The organism is Halobacillus sp. Nhm2S1 (genome assembly GCF_019599545.1).
Classification (GTDB): Bacteria; Bacillota; Bacilli; order Bacillales; family Halobacillaceae; genus Halobacillus.
Window position 1 is genome coordinate 18,793 of the sequence record NZ_JAIEZV010000008.1, and the last position, 19,810, is coordinate 38,602.

Here is a 19,810-nt window from a genome sequence, read left to right on the forward strand (position 1 = left end):
TTTTTTGTTCTTAGACCTTGGTCGGATTTCCGGCCGTGTTCCTCCTCTAAATGTTGAAATACGTGTTGTATTGAGATATGATTCAAAGTGGATATTTAGGATGGAGGTACGTTCATGACTAATCGATATGCTGTCGTTCTAGCCGCTGGCCAAGGTACACGTATGAAGTCAAAACTCTATAAGGTTTTGCATCCTGTATGTGGGAAGCCGATGGTTCAGCACGTTGTCGACCAGTTGAATACATTAGATTTGCAAGAATTAATCACCGTTGTAGGTTTTGGTGCTGAAAAAGTCCAGGAACAGCTTGGTGAAGACAGTCATTACGTCATTCAGGAGGAACAGTTGGGAACAGGCCATGCTGTTTTGCAAGCGGATGATATTTTGGCTGATAAAGAAGGTACGACTGTAGTCGTTTGTGGTGATACACCATTGTTGACAGGTGAAACACTGCAAAAACTTCTTGATCATCATGATGCACAAGGAGCAAAGGCGACGGTCCTGACTGCACATGCTGAAGACCCACATGGCTACGGACGTGTCATCCGTGGCGGAAATGGCCAGGTGGAACGAATCGTTGAGCAAAAAGATGCGTCTGATGAAGAACAGGCCATTCAAGAAATCAATACAGGTACGTATTGCTTTGATAATGCTATGTTGTTCGATGCACTCAAAAACGTTTCCAACGATAATGTTCAGGGTGAATACTACCTGCCTGATGTCGTTGAAATTTTAAAAGGTCAGGGCGAAACAATCAGCGCATATCAAACGCCGGAGTTTTCGGAATCTCTTGGTGTCAATGATCGTGTTGCTTTGTCAAAAGCAGAAAAGCTGATGAAACAACGGATAAACGAGCAACATATGAGAAACGGGGTTACGCTTGTCGATCCTGAACAAACGTATATTGGTCCGGATGTGACCATAGGAAGAGATGTTGTCATCTATCCTGGAAGCGTTTTGGAAGGGAAGACGACCATTGAAGATGATGCCCTTATTGGTCCACACTCTACGATTACAAACAGTTACGTAGGCAGTGGGACGACCATTAAGCAGAGTGTCGCTGCTGATAGTAAAATCGGATCCCGTGTACAGATTGGGCCATTTGCTCACATCCGTCCGCAATCGTCTCTAGGTGACGATGTGAAAGTTGGAAATTTTGTGGAAGTGAAAAAAGCTTCCTTCGGCGATGGAAGTAAAGCTTCTCACCTAAGTTATATCGGGGATGCGGAAGTCGGAAGTGGTGTCAACATCGGCTGTGGAACCATAACGGTAAACTACGATGGAGAGAACAAGCATTTGACGACGATTGAAGACGATGCATTCATTGGATGCAATTCAAACTTGATTGCTCCTGTCACCGTAGGAAAAGGAGCTTATGTGGCTGCGGGCTCCACGATTAACCAGGATGTCCCGTCCGAGGCTTTGTCGATTGCCCGTTCCCGTCAGACGAATAAAGAAGGTTATGCAAGTAAAATGAAATCGATCAAAAAAGATTAACGGAGGGTTCCATCCATGGCAACTGGATATAAGGATTCAAAACTGAAAGTATTCTCACTCAACTCAAATCCTGAGTTAGCGAAAGAGATTGCTGATAACATCGGAGTCGAGCTAGGTAAATGTACAGTCACGAGCTTTAGTGACGGAGAGATTCAAATCAACATTGAAGAAAGTATCCGTGGGTGCGATGTGTATGTTGTCCAATCCACATGTGAACCTGTCAACCAACACATCATGGAACTCCTAATCATGATCGATGCTCTAAAACGTGCTTCAGCAAGATCAATCAATATTGTCATGCCTTATTACGGCTATGCAAGGCAAGACAGAAAAGCGCGTGCCCGTGAACCGATTACAGCGAAATTAATTGCGGATCTGCTTGAAACGGCAGGAGCTTCCCGCGTATTGATGCTTGATCTGCACGCACCACAAATTCAAGGATTCTTCAACTTGCCTATTGATCACCTTGTTGGTGTTCCAATTCTATCCGATTATTTTGAGGAGAAGAATTTTGAGGATGTTGTCATCGTTTCTCCTGACCATGGAGGCGTTACACGTGCGCGTAAAATGGCGGATCGTCTAAAAGCCCCTATTGCAATCATTGATAAGCGCCGTCCACGTCCAAACGTTGCAGAAGTCATGAACATCGTCGGTAACATTGAAGGCAAGACCGCAATTTTGATTGATGATATCATTGACACAGCGGGTACCATTACTTTGGCGGCCAATGCTCTTGTCGAGAACGGTGCCAAAGAAGTGTTTGCTTGTTGTACGCACCCTGTTCTATCCGGACCTGCCATCGAGCGTATCGATAACTCGAAAATTAAAGAGCTTGTGGTCACAAACACGATTCCACTTGGTGAAGAGAAATCAAGCGAGAAAATTACAGAGCTTTCTGTAGCTGGCTTGATTAGTGAAGCCATTGTTCGTGTGCATGAACGTCAATCCATTAGTATTTTATTTGATTAATTTTGAGTAATTAGGTTTAACTCTTGTTTTTAACGGGAAACTGAATTAATGATTGGTAAATTACTGGAGGTTGATTAATTTGGCTATTACATTAAAAGCAAATCAAAGACAAAATCTCAAGCAATCTGTAACCCGTGAACTTCGCCTGGAAGGAAATGTTCCTAGTGTCGTATACGGGAAGGATAAAGAACCGATCACGGTTGCTGTTAACAGCATAGAGTTACTTAAAACCGTTCGTGATGAAGGTAAAAACGCGATTATCTCCCTTGATATTGATGGAAAAGACACCGTGGATGTCATGCTCCATGAATATCAAGTCGATCCATTGAAAGATGAATTAATCCACGCAGACTTCTATGTTGTAAACATGTCTGAGGAAATGGATGTCGAAGTTCCCGTACACTTAGAAGGTGAAGCGGCAGGAAGTAAAGAAGGCGGCGTCGTCCAACAGCCACTTTACGATTTGGCTGTTCGTGCGAAGCCACGCGATATTCCTGAGGAAATCGTTGTTGACATTTCAGAATTGAATATCGGTGACAGCATCATGGTTGGTGACTTGAAAGAGTCCCGCAAGTATGAGATTACCGAAGATGAAAATACGACGATCGTATCTGTAACTCCTCCGGAAGAGATGCCGGAAGACGAGCCGGACACAGATGCTGATGCTGAACCTGAAGTCATTAATGAGAAATCAGAGGAAGCAGAAGAAGATTCCGAAGAAAAAGAAGAGTAATGGGATACACACAAAGGGCGTGGCCAAGAGGGCACGCCCTTTTTAATCATTCACCTTTTATATTCCTGTGGTCATAAGTCAATCAATGGTGTTAAAGGGCTTTATTACTGTTGATGGGCTTATGCTTTTGGTGTACCCAAATTCACCTTTTCCTGCGGTTTAAGATTCTGGGTTAAGGGGATTGTATAAACACACGACAGATTAGGAGCAAGTTTTTGCATGGAGGAAACGCATTTTGACATCTTTCCGCGTTTCCTTTTGATATAATGAACCAATAGTATAAAGACAGAAAAGGAAGTTATGTATGAAGTGTATAGTAGGACTTGGGAATCCAGGGAAAAAGTATGAAGACACCCGTCATAATATCGGGTTTATGATTATAGATGAATTGGCTTCACGAAATCAATGGTCCCTGAGTCAGAAAAAATTTAACGGTTTATTCACGATGGAGCGTTTCAACGGGGAGAAAGTGATCCTCATGAAACCTCAAACGTATATGAATTTATCCGGGGAAGCTCTCCGCCCTATGATGGACTTTTATGATATCGATATCGAAGATGTATTGGTGGTATATGATGACTTGGATCTGCCCCCAGGGAAGATTCGTTTGCGGAAAAAAGGCGGCCATGGCGGCCATAATGGCATTCGCAATATTATTGATCAGCTGGGAACAAAAGAATTTAAACGACTGCGTGTCGGAGTAGGTCGCCCGGAAGGTTCAAAAACAGTCATCGATCATGTGTTAGGTGGCTTCTCTAAAGAAGAACAAGGACCAGTAGAAGAAAGCATTGATTATGCGGTAAAAGCATGTGAAGCATGGATCGAGCAACCGTTTAACGAAGTAATGAATGATTTTAATGTGAAGTGACGGGATTACTGTGTTCGTATAACACTCCCGAATGACGGTAAAACTATCTACCATCAACCCCTCGAGGAGGATGGAAATGAAAATACGTTATTTTTGCCGCCATTGTGAAAATCAGGTCGGAGAATTAGATGCAAAACATGTGGATGTGTCCCAGTTGGGCTTTGATATCCTAAATGATCAGGACCAAGAGCAAATGGTTCATATGACTGCGAGTGGCGACATGGACATCAGGACCATTTGTGACTCGTGCAAAGAATCATTAGACGACAATCCACATTACCATGAGCTTGACTTTTTTATACAGTAAATCTTGATTTCTGAATCAATCGGAAATCATGGTGGTGGAGGAATTCGTTATGCAAGGTATTAAGGATTATTTATTTCCGCAGGATGATATTCATTCTGTTGTCGAAGGCTTTAAAACAGGAATGAAGGAACAAATGGTCGCTGGTTTATCCGGGGCTTCAAGAAGCTTGATGGTCTCCATGCTTCAAGAGTCCCTGGAGCGACCTGTCATCATCGTGACTCATCAACTGATACAAGCACAACAATTGTATGAGGATATGCAAGAATTGACCGATGCTGAACAGGTTCATCTGTATCCGGTCAATGAATTGATTGCATCGGAAATCGCGGTTGCGAGCCCTGAACTGAGAAGTCAGCGTATCGACGCATTAAGTCAGTGGCTGTCCCAGGAAAAAGGGATTCTGATTGCGCCTGTGGCTGCACTAAAACGAATGATGCCACCGAAATCTTACTGGGAGCAGAGTCAGCTCCCTTTTCGTGTTGGGGAAGAAATTAACCTCGATCAATACTTAGAACGCTTAGTGAATATGGGTTATGACCGAACAGAGATGGTTGCAACACCAGGAGAGTTTTCTTTACGTGGCGGAATCATGGATGTGTACCCACTGACCGCTGAGTTTCCGTATCGAATTGAGTTGTTCGATACAGAGGTGGATTCGATCCGGACGTTTGATTCTGAGACGCAACGCTCTCATGACAAGCTGGATTCGGTCCAAATTGGGCCGGCAACAGAACTGTTACTAAAGGACGAAGATTTTGCCAGAGCCCATGATCGTCTGGAGAATGCCCTGAGCCATTCCTTGAAGAAATTGACCAAACAGGATGCAAAAGAGACACTCGCTCAAGTGATCGAGCATGATTTGGATCTTTTGAAAGCCAAAGAACATTTCCAGGAAATTTATAAGTACATTGGGTATTTCTATGAAGAACCTGTCAGTCTACTAGACTACCTGCCTGAAACGGGTCTCGTCATTCTTGATGAAATGAGCCGAATCCAGGAAACGGCCAATCGCCTTGACCAGGAAGAAGCGGAATGGCACAACAGTATGCTGGAAGCCAATCAGACAGTACGAGAGCTGCATCTTTCTTTTGATTGGCAGGATGCTTGGATGAAGATTGAGCATCCTCGTCTTTACCTGTCTGTTTTTATGAGGCACATCCCCAATACGCAACCACAGAATATCGTAAACATCTCGAGTCGTCAGATGCAGCAATTCCATGGACAGATGAATTTATTAAAAAATGAAATGGATCGCTGGGAAAAGCAGGATTTCTCTGTCGTCATCCTTGCTCCCGATGAAAATAGGAAGTCCAAGATTGAAGGCGTGCTTCGTGATTATGATATGGAAGCGGTTATTGCAGAAGGGGACGTCCAGCTTCCTTTGGTGAAACCGACGATTATCACAGGCAATATCAGCCATGGATTCGAATGGCCGATGCATAAGCTTGCAGTTATGACCGAAAATGAACTGTTCAAGAAGCGAACCGCCAAACCGAAGCGCAAGCAAAAAATGTCGAACGCCGAGCGGATTAAAAACTATCAGGAATTGAAGGTCGGCGATTACGTCGTCCATGCAAGCCATGGAATCGGGAAGTATCTAGGAATTGAAACGCTGAAAATGGCTGGAAACCATAAAGATTTTCTGATGGTCAATTACTCTGGAAATGACAAGCTGTATGTACCGATTGACCAAATTGATCTGATTCAAAAATATGTAGGCTCGGAAGGGAAAGAGCCGAAAGTTTATAAGCTTGGCGGCAGTGAGTGGAAAAAAGTGAAGAGTCGTGTCCAATCCTCGGTCGAAGATATTGCTGACGATTTAATTCAACTCTATGCTGAGCGCGAAGCTTCCAAAGGGTTTGCTTTCAGTGAAGATGGAGAAATGCAAAAAGACTTTGAAGCGGCTTTCCCTTACGAAGAAACGGAAGATCAAATTCGTTGTATCGAAGAAATCAAATCCGATATGGAACGTGTGCGCCCGATGGATCGTCTGCTTTGTGGAGATGTGGGGTATGGAAAGACAGAAGTCGCGATTCGTGCCGCTTTCAAAGCGATCGTCGATGGAAAACAGGTGGCTCTGCTTGTACCTACAACGATTCTGGCGCAGCAGCATTATGAGACTCTTCAAGAACGATTCCAAGGTTTTGGGATTAACATCGGCCTTATGAGCCGCTTCCGTACAAAAAAGCAGCAGAAGGAAACCACAGATCGGCTGAGGAAGGGTCTCGTCGATGTGGTGGTGGGGACACACCGAATCTTATCGAAAGATATGCAGTTCAAAGACTTAGGATTGTTGATCGTCGATGAAGAACAACGGTTCGGAGTTAAACACAAAGAGAAAATCAAGCAGTTGAAAAACAATGTGGATGTGCTGACGTTAACGGCGACTCCAATCCCGAGAACCCTGCACATGTCCATGCTTGGTGTCAGGGACTTGTCCGTCATTGAAACACCGCCTGCCAACCGTTTCCCTATCCAGACGTACGTGCTTGAATACAATCCGATTTTCCTCAGGGAAGCGGTGGAACGGGAGATGGCCCGGGGTGGACAGGTATTTTTCCTTTTCAACCGCGTAGAAAACATCGAACGGATGGCGCAGCAAATTGCCGAACTTGTCCCTGAGGCGAGAGTCACTTTTGCTCATGGACAGATGAATGAGACAGAGCTTGAGAATGTCATGTTCTCCTTCCTAGAAGGTGAATTTGATGTGCTTGTCAGTACGACAATCATCGAGACAGGTGTCGACATTCCAAATGTGAACACACTCATCGTCTATGATGCCGATCGTATGGGCTTGAGTCAGCTGTATCAACTGCGTGGTCGTGTCGGAAGATCGAACCGGGTCGCCTACGCGTACTTTACCTATCAAAAGGATAAAGTGCTGACAGAAGTAGCCGAGAAACGACTGCAGGCGATTAAGGAATTCACGGAGCTCGGGTCCGGGTTTAAAATCGCCATGCGCGATTTGTCCATTCGTGGAGCAGGGAACCTTTTAGGAGCACAGCAGCATGGATATATTGATTCTGTCGGATTCGATATGTATTCCCAGATGCTGAAAGACGCTATAGAAGCGAAAAGGCAGGGGAAAGAACCGGAAAGTGTACAGCCATTCCAACCGGAACTTGATATGATGCTGGATGCTTATATCCCAGATGAATACATCGCTGATGAAAAGCAAAAAATTGACATGTACAAATTGTTCCAGGCGATTGAAACGGTTGAAGATATCCATGACTTGCGAGATGAATTGATCGATCGATTCGGGGATTATCCGCAGGAGGTGGATAACTTGTTCCGTGTTTCTTCTATTCGACTTCAAGCAAAACGTTCACGGATTGAAAGCGTGACAGAGAAGAAAAAGAAAATCGAAATGCTGATGGAAGCCGAACAAAGTCAGCAGATCGATGGAACCAAGCTGTTCGAATTTGCCAATCAATACGGTCGTATGGTCCAACTGGGTACGGAAGATTCCCAATTGAAGGTAACCTTCACATGGGATCGTAAGACAGAGTTTAAACGATATGAGCTTGTTGAAGAATTTATCAGCAAACTTCCTGAGATGATGCGGGAAGTATCGACTGCTTGATCATACCTCATCCCTGATAGGGATGAGGATTTTCTTATCTTCCAGGCCAACTCCACATTTCAAGTCTTCCAGTCCCGGCCATCAGACCCTCGAGGTCATATGCAAATCACCTTTGTGAGGAAAAAGCACCTCACAAAAGATGCTTCGCATATGTTTGTCGAAGCTGCCCAAGGCACCTCCACATTCTAAGTTTACATTTTTTATGAAAAAATCCATCCAAAGGGTGTATAGGTTTTTATTGCTGAATCATACTATCCTTAATCACCCGCTTGTTCTGCTTGCGCTTCAACAGGTATAGATAGGCAGTCATCACAGAAAAGGAGGCAGCATAAAGAATGAAAGCAACTGGTATTGTACGCCGTATTGATGATTTAGGACGTGTTGTTATCCCGAAAGAAATCCGCCGTACGCTGAGGATTCGTGAAGGTGATCCTTTAGAGATTTTTGTAGACCGTGAAGGTGAAGTCATACTAAAAAAATATTCACCTATTAGCGAGTTGGGTGATTTTGCAAAAGAGTACGCAGAAGCGCTCAGTGAGTCTTTAGAAGCTCCTGTGTTGATATGCGATCGTGATGAGTATATAGCGGTGGCGGGAAGTGCGAAAAAGGATTATATGAACCGATCGATCGGATCTAAGGTCGAAGAAGTCATGGATTCTAGAACCATGTCTACTGAGAAACATCCGGAGCCGGTTGAATTGACTCGGGGTCAGGAAGAAGATGTGATCTCATATCTTATTTATCCTATCATTGCACAAGGGGACCCCATCGGCTGCGTCGTTGCCTTCAATAAAGAAGGTTCTCCATTAGAAGACGGGGCCAGTAAAGCTGTTCAGACAGCCGCTAGCTTTTTAGCGAAACAAATGGAGTAGCAAGTAAGGTCAGATCCGAGCGGGTACGGGGTCTGACCTTTTCCTATGATATAATGAATGTTCTGAATACATATAAATGAGAAAGGGTCCAATATGACCAAATTACGTTCACGCTCTGTTTTACAAGGAGCATTCATACTAACACTAGCCGGATTAATCAGTAAGGTCATCAGTGCGGGCTATCGCGTCCCGCTTCAGAATTTAACTGGAGATCTCGGCTTTTACGTCTACCAACAAGTGTATCCCATTCTCGGCATTGCCCTGATTCTTGCCTTGTATGGGTTTCCTGCAGCCATTTCAAAAATCGTCTCAGACATCGGCGATGACTCCTCGCCTCTATCTATTCCATCGTTTTATTTACCTGTTTTCTGGTGGGTGATGATGGCTTCTGGATTCATTTTTGTAACTGGTTTTTTATCATCCCCTTGGATTGCTTCTGTTATGGGAGATGAAAAATTAACAAAATCCCTGCAGACGGCATTTTCTGTCTTCCTGCTTGTTCCTTTTGTTTCAGTCGCTCGAGGCGCATTTCAAGGACATAATGATATGGGGCCGACAGCTGTTTCACAAATTATCGAACAAGTTTTCAGAGTGGGAATCATCATTGGTTCCGCTATTTTAGTCATGCGGGGGACGGACGTTTATACAATAGGGATAGGAGCATCCCTTGGGTCAATGGCAGGTGCAGCTGCTGCGTTTTCCGTTCTTTTTTATTGGTTGATGAAAAAGAGAGAGATGTGGACATGGCGAAGGTGGGACAAACACGTATCGTATAAACGAACAATTTTTCTGCACGGCATTCTTATTTGTCTAAACTATATGCTGCTTTTGTCTTTGCAGCTCGTCGATGCATTGACAATGGTTCCGAATCTCCAAAAAGCGGGTGTATCGCTTGAGGATGCGCGTATGTGGAAAGGGATATTCGACAGGGGCCAGCCTCTTATTCAATTAGGGACGGTTCTTGCTTCTTCACTTGCTCTTGCTCTCATTCCTTCTGTCACCAGATCGAGGATGACCCAGAATCCTGATCAAGTGAAAAAGTCCGTCGTGAGTGCCGTGAAAATGACTGTCTTTCTTTGTGTTGGAGCGACGGCAGGGCTGATTTTCTTATTTCCTGCCATCAATCAGTCATTTTTTCAGGACGCTCAGGGAACAAGTGCATTAAGAATCCTGATGATCGTCATCCTTGGCAGTTCCCTTTCTATTACGCTCTCTTCGATATTACAGGGACTTGATTATATGAAACAAACGGCCATGATGATTGCGGGGGGGCTGATCATCAAGTGGGCTGGAAATATGCTCTTCATTCCTTTTTTGAGTTTACACGGAGCAGCAATCTCCTCAGTGATGGCTGTCGCTTTTGTTTTAATCGGAAATATCGTAACCTTAAGACATGAAGTTCCTTGGGAAAAATGGACCAGCCTTCCCTGGAAAGGGATTCTAATTTCTCTTGTAGGAATGATATTCGGACTATGGCTGGCTAAAATGCTTGCTTTTCTGTTTTTTGATTTAAATGAACGGTTACCTTTACTGCTATACACGTTGTCTGTTTCAGGATTTGGTGCATTGATCTATGCCGTACTTCTTCTGCGAACAGGCAGCTTCACGAATGAAGAATTACATGTCATACCTTTTCGTAAGGTCGTATGGAAACTTTCGCCGAAAGGATTGGACCAATGAATACCATAACAATTATCGGACTTGGGGCTGCGGATTTGGAACAGCTTCCGCTCGGGGTCTACCGTGATTTGACACAAAATCACTCCCACTTCTATGCGCGCACTCTCGACCACCCCGTCATCCAGGCACTGCAAAAAGAAGGCGTCACATTTGAAAGTTTTGATTCCGTATATGAATCCCATGATCATTTTGGAGATGTGTACACAGAAATCGTCTCCCGTCTCCTTACCCTTTCTCAAGGACAGAATATAACCTATGTTGTCCCTGGACACCCTATGCTTGCTGAACGAACAGTGCAATTACTGATTCAAGCAAGGGACAACGGGGAAGTAGCCCTCGACATTAAAGGTGGACAAAGTTTCCTTGATGCCACTTTCACCGCGCTTGAAATCGACCCTATTGAGGGATTTCAGTTTGCGGACGCTACAGATTTGAAACGGGAAGAGCTCCAATTTTTGAATCACCTGATCCTCTGTCAGGTGTACGATTCATTAATCGCATCGGATGTTAAATTGACTTTGCTTGAAGATTTACCGGCAGATCATCCGGTAACCATAGTCACAGCTGCAGGGAGTGAACACGAAAAGATTGTGACGATCCCTCTGGAAGAACTGGACCGGCGCGTGGAAGTGAATAATCTAACCAGTGTTTATATCCCCCCTGTCAAAAAAGAAGTGCTCAATCACCGGTTCTTCCGCCTGAGAGAAGTCATTAAGATTCTGAGAAGTCCGGAAGGGTGCCCTTGGGATCGCAAACAGACGCACGAATCACTAAGGAAATATATGATTGAAGAAGCCTATGAGTTCATTGATGCCGTTAATCGCACGGACGACGATCATATGGTGGAGGAGCTTGGTGATGTGCTGCTTCAAGTCATGCTGCACAGCCAAATTGGCGAAGATGAAGGATTTTTTACAATCGACGACGTAATAGTATCCATAACGGAAAAAATGATCCGCAGGCATCCTCATGTGTTTGGTGAAATGACAGTGGACTCCTCAGATGAAGTGGTCACCAACTGGGAGGCCATTAAAGCAGAGGAAAAAGGGGAACAGCCTGATTCCATTCTAGATTCTGTCCCCGGGAGTTTTCCCGCCCTCCTTCAAGCGGAAGAGTTGCAGAAGAAAGCAGCTAAAGTAGGATTTGATTGGGATAACGTTGCTCCTGTCATTGAAAAGGTGGAAGAAGAGTGGCGGGAATTCAAGGAAGCCCGCGATTCCGGAGACCGTGAAGAGATGGAAAAAGAATACGGAGACTGGCTGTTTGCCATCGCTAATCTTGCCAGACATTACAAGATTAGTAGTGAAAATGCGCTGCAGCGGACGAACCGCAAATTCAGAACCCGCCTTTCATCTATGGAAAAGGATGCACGCACAGAAGGCCGGAAATTAACAGATTATGATTTAGATTCACTAGAGGAATTATGGATAAAAGCGAAAGCAAAACATAAAGGAGCGGAATGACATATGCGTTTGGATAAATTTTTGAAAATCTCCCGTTTAATCAAAAGGCGTACGCTTGCGAAAGAGGTAGCCGATCAAGGGCGTATCAGCATCAATGGTGCCCAAAGTAAAGCAGCTAGTAACGTAGCGGTCGGAGATGAATTGACCATTCAGTTCGGACAGAAAGTACTAACCATTGAAGTGAAATCATTAAAAGAGAATGTTACGAAAAATGAAGCTACGACTCTTTATGAAATTAAAAAAGAAGAGCCCGTCAATCAATCCTAACAAAAACCACTGCCAGACACGGCAGTGGTTTTTATCTGGCTTTTATATATTTTTTATATGCCTGACCCCGGCATAGCTCTCATTGGTGCCAGGTACCGCCCGTGTGTAAAAGGGTGCCAGGCACTGGAAAGCTTTTAGTCGGGGTGTCCGAGGCGCTTCCGTATTCTAGGGTCCAGTTCCGGCTCCCAGACACTCGAGGTCATAAGACAAGCCACTACGTGGAGGAAAATCTCTCCACTCCGCGGCTTGTCTTATGCTTGTCGTGTCTCCCAAGTCGCCTCCACATTCCGTGTTCTAATCTCCTCTTTTTTCTCATAGCTTGTACTAGAGAAGGGGGCTGTGATGAGATGGAAGGTTATGAAAAGAATCAAGGGATACGCAGTCAGCAACCGGTAGAGCATAATGTGAAGGTATGGAATAGAAGAAATATAGAAATTTCAGGTGTTAAAGAGGTGGATAGTTTTGATAGTGAAGAATTCCTCCTCCAGACATCAATGGGGTATCTTGTTGTACGTGGACAAAACCTTCAAATGAAAAACCTCGACCTGGACTCTGGAGTCGTTGCCATCAAAGGGAAAATGTATGAAATGACCTATTTGGACGAGCATCAAGGGGAAAAAGCTAAAGGCCTTTTTAGCAAGCTGTTCAAATGACCCTCACCACTCAATTCATAACAATCGTTGCCATGATGGGGGGAGGAATGTTTGTCGGTGCTTCATTAGATACGTTTGAGCGCTTTTTCGGAAAAAGGAAGAGGGGATGGCTTGAAATCATTTATCAACTGAGCTTTTGGCTCATTCAAGCCTCTATTCTCTTTTATTTATTGTATCTCGCCAATTATGGAGAATTGCGGGTTTATGTCTTTGTGGCGATTGTTTGTGGATTTGCCGCATATCGTGCATTGTTTCAGAAACTTTACTTAAAAACACTTGAAATGTGGATCCGAATCAGTATGGCTGTTTTCCGCTTCTTGAAGAAGACCGTGTATTATTTAATTTTTATCCCCTCGAAATCCATCATTTTCCTTATAATTTCTTTACTTCTTGGCGTTTATAAGATACTTTTAAAGGGTATCATTATATTGTTTCTTGTCGTATTTTATCCGATCCGGCTAATTTTTCGAATCATTTGGCGACTCTTGCCGAAAAACATGAAAAAATACTTAAGGGATTTAGCAGGGTTTCTGGATAAAATGAAGAATACAATGAACAATTGGGTGAAACGAATCAAGAAGTAAAGGAGGCCTACTTTCATGGCAAAGAGACAAACGGAGTCTGTGGCACGTCTGGATTCTACATACATGAAGCACTACGATGCCTATATGGACAGACACCAACGCAAGAAAAAGCGATTAGTCCGCCGTCTCGTTATGTTTGCCCTGTTAGTGTCGATCGTTGCTGGCTCCATGGTGTTTTATTCTATGAAACAACAGTCCTTGTATGCAGATAAGCAGGAGAAATACGAACAGTTGCAGCAAGAGATGACCGCTTTGAAAAAAGAGGAAAAAGGTTTAGAGCAGGAAATTGAACTTCTTAAGGATGAAGAGTATGTGCTGCAGATTGCACGGACAAACTATTTCTTTTCAAAAGAAGGAGAAATTATATTTAAAATGCCGAATGAGGACCCGTCATATTGACACTCTTTTCAAAGCTTATATATAATATATAAGAAGGATAATTTTTTTATCGAAAACTTAAGGAGGAGCATTTTTTTTATGTCAATTGAAGTAGGCAGCAAGCTGCAGGGTAAGGTAACGGGAATCACTAATTTCGGAGCGTTCGTCGAGCTTCCAGATGGTAAGACGGGTCTAGTTCACATTAGTGAAGTTGCCGATAACTACGTAAAGGATATTAATGAACACTTAAGCCAGGGAGACCAGGTGGACGTGAAGGTCATTAATGTCGGAGATGATGGGAAGATTGGTCTTTCCATTAAGAAAGCAAAAGAGAATTACGGTCGTCGCCCACAGAAACCTCGTAAGCCGGCTGAATCATTCGAACAGAAAATGAACCGTTTTATGAAGGATAGTGACGAGCGTCTAGCATCACTGAAGAAGCACACGGAATCCAAACGTGGAGGTCGAGGTGCTAAAAGAGGATAGCTTGCTGTCTAGGACAATGAGTAAAAGGTGCACGTCTTCATAAATAAAAAGCAGATCCATTACGGATCTGCTTTTTTGTATGCACTCATTTCTTCCGCTAAAGCTCCCGATTGTGGAAGACTCCGTTTTGAGATAATCAGGGTTCGTTTGCCTTGTTGGCAGTCAGGGGTGGTTGGGAAGCCGCTCGCTTTCCTGCGGGGATGACGGAGAGCCTCCTCGTGCTCCGCTCTGTGGGGCCTCTCCAGCCAATCCATTCCCGCGGGAGTCTCTCAGCTTCCCAACCGCCCCATTAGTTGAATGTGAGAAACGAACCCCTTTACCAAGCTTGAATGTCTTCCACTACCTGACTGTTAGAAGCTAGAAGCATAGAATGCTCGGTATCAAACTTTCAAGATTCATGAAACTGGGCGGGGGAGATTTAACCTTAGATTCCTATTAAGCTGAATAACTGCATATTCTAGAAGTGGTTTTGAGACGCTTATACGGCCAAGTGGCGGAGGGAAAGGGTGAGACTCCTATGGGACGTGTGGGACAGGTGAGACCCCGGAAGGCATAGCCTGAGGAGGCTCACCGCCCGCCCCATGGAAAGCGAACTGTTTCCCGGAGCCACTAAACGCAAACAAACATCTCAAAACCGCTTTTCCGCCATCCTGCCATATTCTTAATAAGTATAAATAAAGAAAAAAGTCGCGTCTCTGTATTAGAGACGCGACTTTTTTAGGACAAGAATGTTTCTGATGACCCGTACGGGATTCGAACCCGTGTTACCGCCGTGAAAGGGCGGTGTCTTAACCACTTGACCAACGGGCCAATATGTATGGCAAAAAATAATGGTAGCGGCGGAGGGGATCGAACCCCCGACCTCACGGGTATGAACCGTACGCTCTAGCCAGCTGAGCTACACCGCCATTTTGTTGAATGCTCTCTCGGAAGCACAAAAAATATATTACACCATGATAAATAAACTGTCAACAAGAAATAAAAATATCAGATAACTCTGTCTATTTCGCTAGGGAATGAGGAAGATTTTTGGAAAGTAGAGGGGTGCGGGTGGGGAGATTTTGTAGAATGGACCTTTCTTCTTGTGAAAACCATCGAAGTTTTTGTTTCTGCTCTCCTGTTGTTTTGACAAAATGCTTGTTCTGGGTGTGGTTTAATAGGTTTCACAAAGAAGGAGTGATGAAAATGTTAGGAACTGTATCAAAACGAGAAAGTCGTCAATCAGCCGTTCGAGGGTCCGGGATCGTGAGAGGGTTACAAAAAGCTTCATTCGGTACGTTTTCCTTTATGGCAAACAAAGGGGTCTTCCACATGGTGCTGGCATTATTATTAGGACGAGCCATCATATTATCTTCCATGGCCCCTTTTGGCGTAGCTTTTTTAGCGGTGATCTGGTGGCTAAAGCGTCCGCTTGTCATACCCGTCACAATAATGATGGCCGCAGGGGCTTCTACATACAGCTACGGTCACGCGGGTTTTATTGTAGGGGCGTCGACGACTTTTTTGCTCTTAAGTCTGGCATTGCGCAAAACAAGTCACCCCCAGAAATGGCTGCCGATGATCGCGTTGATGGCAAGCTTGATTCCGAGAACAGTGAGTCTCGCTTTACTGGATCGTTGGCAGCTCTACGAACTTACTTTGATGGTGGCAGAAGGAGTACTAGCTTTTATCCTTGTACTCATCTTTATGCAAAGCATTCCGCTTTTAACACCACAAAGATATCAACCGTCGTTAACAAATGAAGAGATTGTCTGTTTAATTATATTATTGGCCTCTGTGTTAACAGGGATGATCGGCTGGCAGGTACAGGGCGTTGCCGTCGTCGATATTTTTGCTCGCTACTTAGTTATATTGATGGCCTATATTGCCGGGGCCGCAATTGGATCAACGGTCGGTGTAGTGACCGGACTGGTCTTAAGCTTATCCAATATGGATCACATTTATCAGATGAGCCTGCTCGCTTTTTCAGGCTTATTAGGGGGGTTATTAAAAGAAGGAAAAAAAGCCGGGGTGAGCGCTGGACTCATCGTTGGTACTTTACTGATCGGTTTCTATGTCAGTAGTGGAGCTGATCTTCCATCTTCATTATGGGCTTCGGCCTGGGCGGTGGCTTTATTTATGCTGACTCCAAATTCATGGGTCAAGCAGTTGTCCAGGTACGTACCGGGAACGGATGAACATCATTCGGAACAACAAAAATACTTACAAAAAGTGCGAGACGTCACGGCTGTCAGGGTCGGGAAGTTTTCGGACGTTTTTCAGGCTTTATCGAAAAGTTTCACTCATTTAGAATCTCCAAAGGAGGATAGCGGGGAAGCAGAGGAAGTGGATTACTTCTTAAGTCATGTCACGGAAAAAACCTGCCAATCATGTTTTAAGAAAGAAAAATGTTGGGTCAATCAATTCGACGACACCCATAACTTAATGACGGACCTTATGCATGAGTTGGATGAACGAGGGGAGCCCAGCCGTGTCATGCGAAAGAATGTCGATCAGCACTGCGTCAAACCACAAAAGTTGATCGATACGATGAATCATGAACTATCTTTTTACCATGCGAATAAAGAATTGAAGCGTCAGGTACATGAAAGTCGGAGGTTTGTAGCTGAGCAGCTCCAGGGCGTCTCTGATGTCATGAACAACTTTGCAAAAGAAATTGTGAAAGAGCGAGAGCACCATGAACATAAAGAACAGGTGATCTATCATGCACTTGAACGAATGGGGATGGTCATTCAAAAATTAGAAATCTATTCCTTGGATACGGGGAACATGGATCTCGAGTTAATTGTAGAGATTGATAATTATAGAGGGGAAGGAGCGAAAATCATTGCACCTGTCCTTTCGGATATTCTGGGAGAAACCATTGTCGTTACAATGGAAGAAATTTCTCCATATCCAAACGGAAGGTGTTATTTATCATTTGGATCAGCGAAACATTATTCCATTGAGTCAGGAGTGGCGCACGCCGCTAAGGGAGGGGGATTCGTATCAGGGGACAGCTTTACAATGATGGAGCTTGGAAGGGGGAAATATGCATTAGCGATCAGTGATGGAATGGGTAACGGGGAACGTGCCCATGAGGAAAGTATGGAAACGCTGAGGCTATTGAAGCAAATTTTACAATCGGGCATCCAGGAGTCCGTAGCCATTCAGTCGATCAACTCCATATTGTCTTTACGGACAAATGATGAAATTTTTTCAACGTTGGACTTAGCGGTGATTGACCTGCACCAGGCGACGTCCAAGTTCATTAAGGTCGGCAGCACGCCGAGCTATATAAAACGAGGAGATAAAATTTTCACCGTCGAGGCCGGGAACCTGCCAATGGGAATCATTCCGGATGTCGATGTGGATATGAGGAGTGAACAATTAAAGGCAGGAGATTTCCTGATCATGATGAGTGACGGAATCTTGGAAGGTCCCAAGCAAATCGGGAATGTGGATATGTGGCTCAAGCGGAAGATCAGGGAAATATCAGATGAAGATCCGCAGGCGATGGCTGATCTTTTATTGGAAGAGGTGATCCGTACACAATCTGGGACGATCGTGGATGATATGACGATCATCGTAGCGCGGATTGATCGTTATATGCCGGAGTGGAAGTCGATTCCTTCGGTGAAAAAAGAGGCTTGATTAAAGTATAGAATTCCTCCTTTTCGGCGATGATGGAAGCAACGAATCAGGAGGGATATGCACAATGAAACCAGGCCGATTAAAGCAGATTCTTTTATTGACGGATGGATGCTCGAACCATGGAGAAGACCCTGTCGTCGTCGCAGCGCTTGCGAGGAATCAGGGAATAACGGTCAATGTGATTGGCGTTCTTGACGATCGGCAAAGTGGCAGGCCACAAGGGCTTGAAGAAGTAGAATCGATTGCCGAGGCAGGTGGAGGCGTCAGTCAAATTGTATATCAGAAAAGTTTGTCCCAAACCGTGCAAATGGTGACGAGACAAGCCATGACCCAAACGATTCAAGGGGTTGTTAATAAAGAATTACAAGAGATCCTCGGTAAAAAACAGACCATTGAAGAACTTCCCCCGGAGCAGCGGGGAGAAGTGGTGGAAGTGGTGGATGAACTCGGAGAGAGCTGTGATCTGGAGGTGCTTGTGCTCGTGGATACAAGTGCAAGTATGCACCATAAGCTGCCTACCGTGAAGGATGCTCTTTTCGATTTGTCCCTCAGCTTGAATGCGAGATCGGGATCAAACCAATTCAGCGTGTATGCATTTCCGGATCCGAAAAAAACCATTACGAAAATGGTAGGATGGACACCGGAATTAGGTGAAATACATGGGATCTTCTCTAAGTTGAATAGTGGAGGATACACACCGACAGGGCCTGCATTGAAAGAAGCGCTTTATGCGTTTGCAGGGAAACCTCTCGATGAGCGGTTGAGAAATGAGGAAGATCCATATGAAGAAACAGGTTTTTGACTTATCCCCTGGAAGTCGAGTAACCGGTAAATGGAGCGGTCGTGTTTATACCATCATCAAAAAAGTGGGTGCTGGAGCCTGCGGAACTGTTTTTTTATGCCGTTCCCATCAAGGGGAGACGTGTGCCCTTAAGCTTGGGGAAGACAGTTCACGAATGATGTTGGAAGTGAATATGCTCAAAAAATTCAGTAAGGTCCAAGGGGTGAAACTTGGGCCTTCTTTTGTTGATGTGGATGATTGGGTGGACCGGTCAGGACGGACGCACCCTTTTTATGTAATGGAATACGTGGAAGGAGCTTCCGTGGCCGATTTTTTGAAGGCAAAGACGAAGGACTGGATCGGGATTCTGGCTGTCCAATTACTTTCGGATCTTGAGAACCTTCATAATGCAGGGTATGTATTTGGCGATTTAAAGACGGATAACTTATTAGTATCCGGATCAAAAGTCCGCTGGATTGATGTGGGTGGAGTTACGGCTATAGGTCGTGCCATTAAAGAATACACCGAATTTTACGATCGTGGTTATTGGAACATGGGCTCCCGAAAAGCAGAGCCGACGTATGATTTATTTGCTGTCACAATGATCATGATGGAAATGGGCCACCCGAAAAGGTTCGATAAAGGGACTCACCCTCAAAAGACGCTGGAACATAGACTTGTTTCGTCGCCCATCCTGAAGCCCTATAAACGGGTGATTCAGCAATGTTGGAAAGGGGATATACAAAGCGCGGCACAAATGAAAGATTCCCTTTCTGGTGTACTCATGAAACGCAAAAAAACTCCCGCTTCGTCCCGTCAGAGGCGCGTGCAGAATAAAAAAACTGAGAATGTCGAACTTGCTGCTTTAACGGTGGCATCTGGTTTGTTTTTTGCGGTGTCGATTGCAAGCTTCTTTCTTTAAGTAGATACCTTTGGATGTGGAGACTGGCTGGATCGGAGCGGAGAAGACTTCTCCCAAGCAAAAATAACGGGGAAATGGATGCTTATCTTTTGAAGTGCTTACGAATAGTGATACGATAGGAAGAGATATACAGA

The 19,810-nt window shown here is 44.5% G+C and carries 17 protein-coding genes and 2 tRNA genes; 17 read left to right on the plus strand and 2 right to left on the minus strand.

Annotated elements, in window-relative coordinates; all coding sequences use genetic code 11:
* Nucleotides 1–114: 114 nt before the first annotated feature.
* The 14 genes from glmU (at nucleotide 115) to K2225_RS19795 (ending at nucleotide 14,340) form a co-directional block, all read left to right on the plus strand.
* Complete coding sequence (gene glmU, locus K2225_RS19730; RefSeq protein WP_220586274.1) at nucleotides 115–1,494, plus strand: bifunctional UDP-N-acetylglucosamine diphosphorylase/glucosamine-1-phosphate N-acetyltransferase GlmU; 1,380 nt, start codon at nucleotides 115–117, stop codon at nucleotides 1,492–1,494.
* Between the two features lie 15 nt (nucleotides 1,495–1,509).
* Nucleotides 1,510–2,463 (plus strand): ribose-phosphate diphosphokinase, encoded by a 954-nt coding sequence (locus tag K2225_RS19735; protein ID WP_146818732.1) that lies wholly within the window; start codon nucleotides 1,510–1,512, stop codon nucleotides 2,461–2,463.
* A gap of 79 nt (nucleotides 2,464–2,542) precedes the next feature.
* Nucleotides 2,543–3,196, plus strand: coding sequence for a 50S ribosomal protein L25/general stress protein Ctc (locus tag K2225_RS19740; RefSeq protein WP_220586275.1), 654 nt, complete (start codon nucleotides 2,543–2,545; stop codon nucleotides 3,194–3,196).
* Nucleotides 3,197–3,500: 304 nt separating this feature from the next.
* The gene (pth, locus tag K2225_RS19745) at nucleotides 3,501–4,064 is read left to right on the plus strand and encodes an aminoacyl-tRNA hydrolase (RefSeq protein WP_220586276.1); all 564 of its coding nucleotides are present in this window, start codon (nucleotides 3,501–3,503) and stop codon (nucleotides 4,062–4,064) included.
* 76 nt (nucleotides 4,065–4,140) lie between these two features.
* The gene (fin, locus tag K2225_RS19750) at nucleotides 4,141–4,371 is read left to right on the plus strand and encodes an anti-sigma-F factor Fin (RefSeq protein WP_115824771.1); all 231 of its coding nucleotides are present in this window, start codon (nucleotides 4,141–4,143) and stop codon (nucleotides 4,369–4,371) included.
* Between the two features lie 49 nt (nucleotides 4,372–4,420).
* The gene (gene mfd / locus K2225_RS19755; protein WP_220586277.1) at nucleotides 4,421–7,957 is read left to right on the plus strand and encodes a transcription-repair coupling factor; all 3,537 of its coding nucleotides are present in this window, start codon (nucleotides 4,421–4,423) and stop codon (nucleotides 7,955–7,957) included.
* Between the two features lie 335 nt (nucleotides 7,958–8,292).
* Nucleotides 8,293–8,829 (plus strand): stage V sporulation protein T, encoded by a 537-nt coding sequence (spoVT, locus tag K2225_RS19760; protein WP_220586278.1) that lies wholly within the window; start codon nucleotides 8,293–8,295, stop codon nucleotides 8,827–8,829.
* Nucleotides 8,830–8,922: 93 nt separating this feature from the next.
* Entirely contained in the window at nucleotides 8,923–10,509 is a 1,587-nt protein-coding gene (locus K2225_RS19765; protein ID WP_220586279.1) for a putative polysaccharide biosynthesis protein, read from the plus strand.
* Nucleotides 10,506–11,972: a bifunctional methyltransferase/pyrophosphohydrolase YabN gene (gene yabN, locus K2225_RS19770; RefSeq protein ID WP_220586280.1), complete on the plus strand. Its 1,467-nt coding sequence runs from the start codon at nucleotides 10,506–10,508 to the stop codon at nucleotides 11,970–11,972. The genes K2225_RS19765 and yabN overlap by 4 nt, the downstream gene beginning before the upstream one ends.
* Before the next feature lie 3 nt (nucleotides 11,973–11,975).
* Nucleotides 11,976–12,239 carry an RNA-binding S4 domain-containing protein gene (locus K2225_RS19775; RefSeq protein ID WP_146818725.1) on the plus strand — a complete coding sequence of 88 codons (264 nt, stop codon included), beginning with the start codon at nucleotides 11,976–11,978 and terminating at the stop codon, nucleotides 12,237–12,239.
* Nucleotides 12,240–12,586: 347 nt separating this feature from the next.
* Nucleotides 12,587–12,892 carry a sporulation protein YabP gene (gene yabP, locus K2225_RS19780; RefSeq protein WP_220586281.1) on the plus strand — a complete coding sequence of 102 codons (306 nt, stop codon included), beginning with the start codon at nucleotides 12,587–12,589 and terminating at the stop codon, nucleotides 12,890–12,892.
* On the plus strand, nucleotides 12,889–13,476 hold the full coding sequence (yabQ, locus tag K2225_RS19785) for a spore cortex biosynthesis protein YabQ (protein ID WP_220586282.1): 588 nt from the start codon (nucleotides 12,889–12,891) through the stop codon (nucleotides 13,474–13,476). The genes yabP and yabQ overlap by 4 nt, the downstream gene beginning before the upstream one ends.
* A 15-nt stretch (nucleotides 13,477–13,491) precedes the next feature.
* Nucleotides 13,492–13,875, plus strand: a complete 384-nt coding sequence (locus tag K2225_RS19790) for an FtsB family cell division protein (RefSeq protein ID WP_089654587.1) — start codon at nucleotides 13,492–13,494, stop codon at nucleotides 13,873–13,875.
* 78 nt (nucleotides 13,876–13,953) lie between these two features.
* Entirely contained in the window at nucleotides 13,954–14,340 is a 387-nt protein-coding gene (locus K2225_RS19795; protein ID WP_220586283.1) for a S1 domain-containing RNA-binding protein, read from the plus strand.
* Between the two features lie 738 nt (nucleotides 14,341–15,078).
* Here the strand turns inward: K2225_RS19795 and K2225_RS19800 are convergent.
* Together K2225_RS19800 and K2225_RS19805 are read right to left on the minus strand one after the other, a co-directional pair.
* Nucleotides 15,079–15,150: transfer RNA gene (locus K2225_RS19800), tRNA-Glu, on the minus strand.
* Between the two features lie 21 nt (nucleotides 15,151–15,171).
* Nucleotides 15,172–15,248, minus strand: a tRNA-Met gene (locus K2225_RS19805).
* A 277-nt stretch (nucleotides 15,249–15,525) separates the two neighbouring features.
* Here K2225_RS19805 and spoIIE point away from each other — a divergent pair.
* The 3 genes from spoIIE to K2225_RS19820 all read left to right on the plus strand — a co-directional run bounded on the left by spoIIE (nucleotide 15,526) and on the right by K2225_RS19820 (nucleotide 19,676).
* A complete protein-coding gene (spoIIE, locus tag K2225_RS19810; RefSeq protein ID WP_220586284.1) occupies nucleotides 15,526–17,973 on the plus strand; it encodes a stage II sporulation protein E in 2,448 nt (815 codons plus the stop codon).
* A 64-nt stretch (nucleotides 17,974–18,037) separates the two neighbouring features.
* Nucleotides 18,038–18,775: a vWA domain-containing protein gene (locus K2225_RS19815; protein WP_220586285.1), complete on the plus strand. Its 738-nt coding sequence runs from the start codon at nucleotides 18,038–18,040 to the stop codon at nucleotides 18,773–18,775.
* Nucleotides 18,756–19,676: a protein kinase domain-containing protein gene (locus K2225_RS19820; protein ID WP_220586286.1), complete on the plus strand. Its 921-nt coding sequence runs from the start codon at nucleotides 18,756–18,758 to the stop codon at nucleotides 19,674–19,676. Before K2225_RS19815 ends, K2225_RS19820 begins: the two co-directional genes overlap by 20 nt.
* The last annotated feature ends 134 nt before the right edge of the window (nucleotides 19,677–19,810 follow it).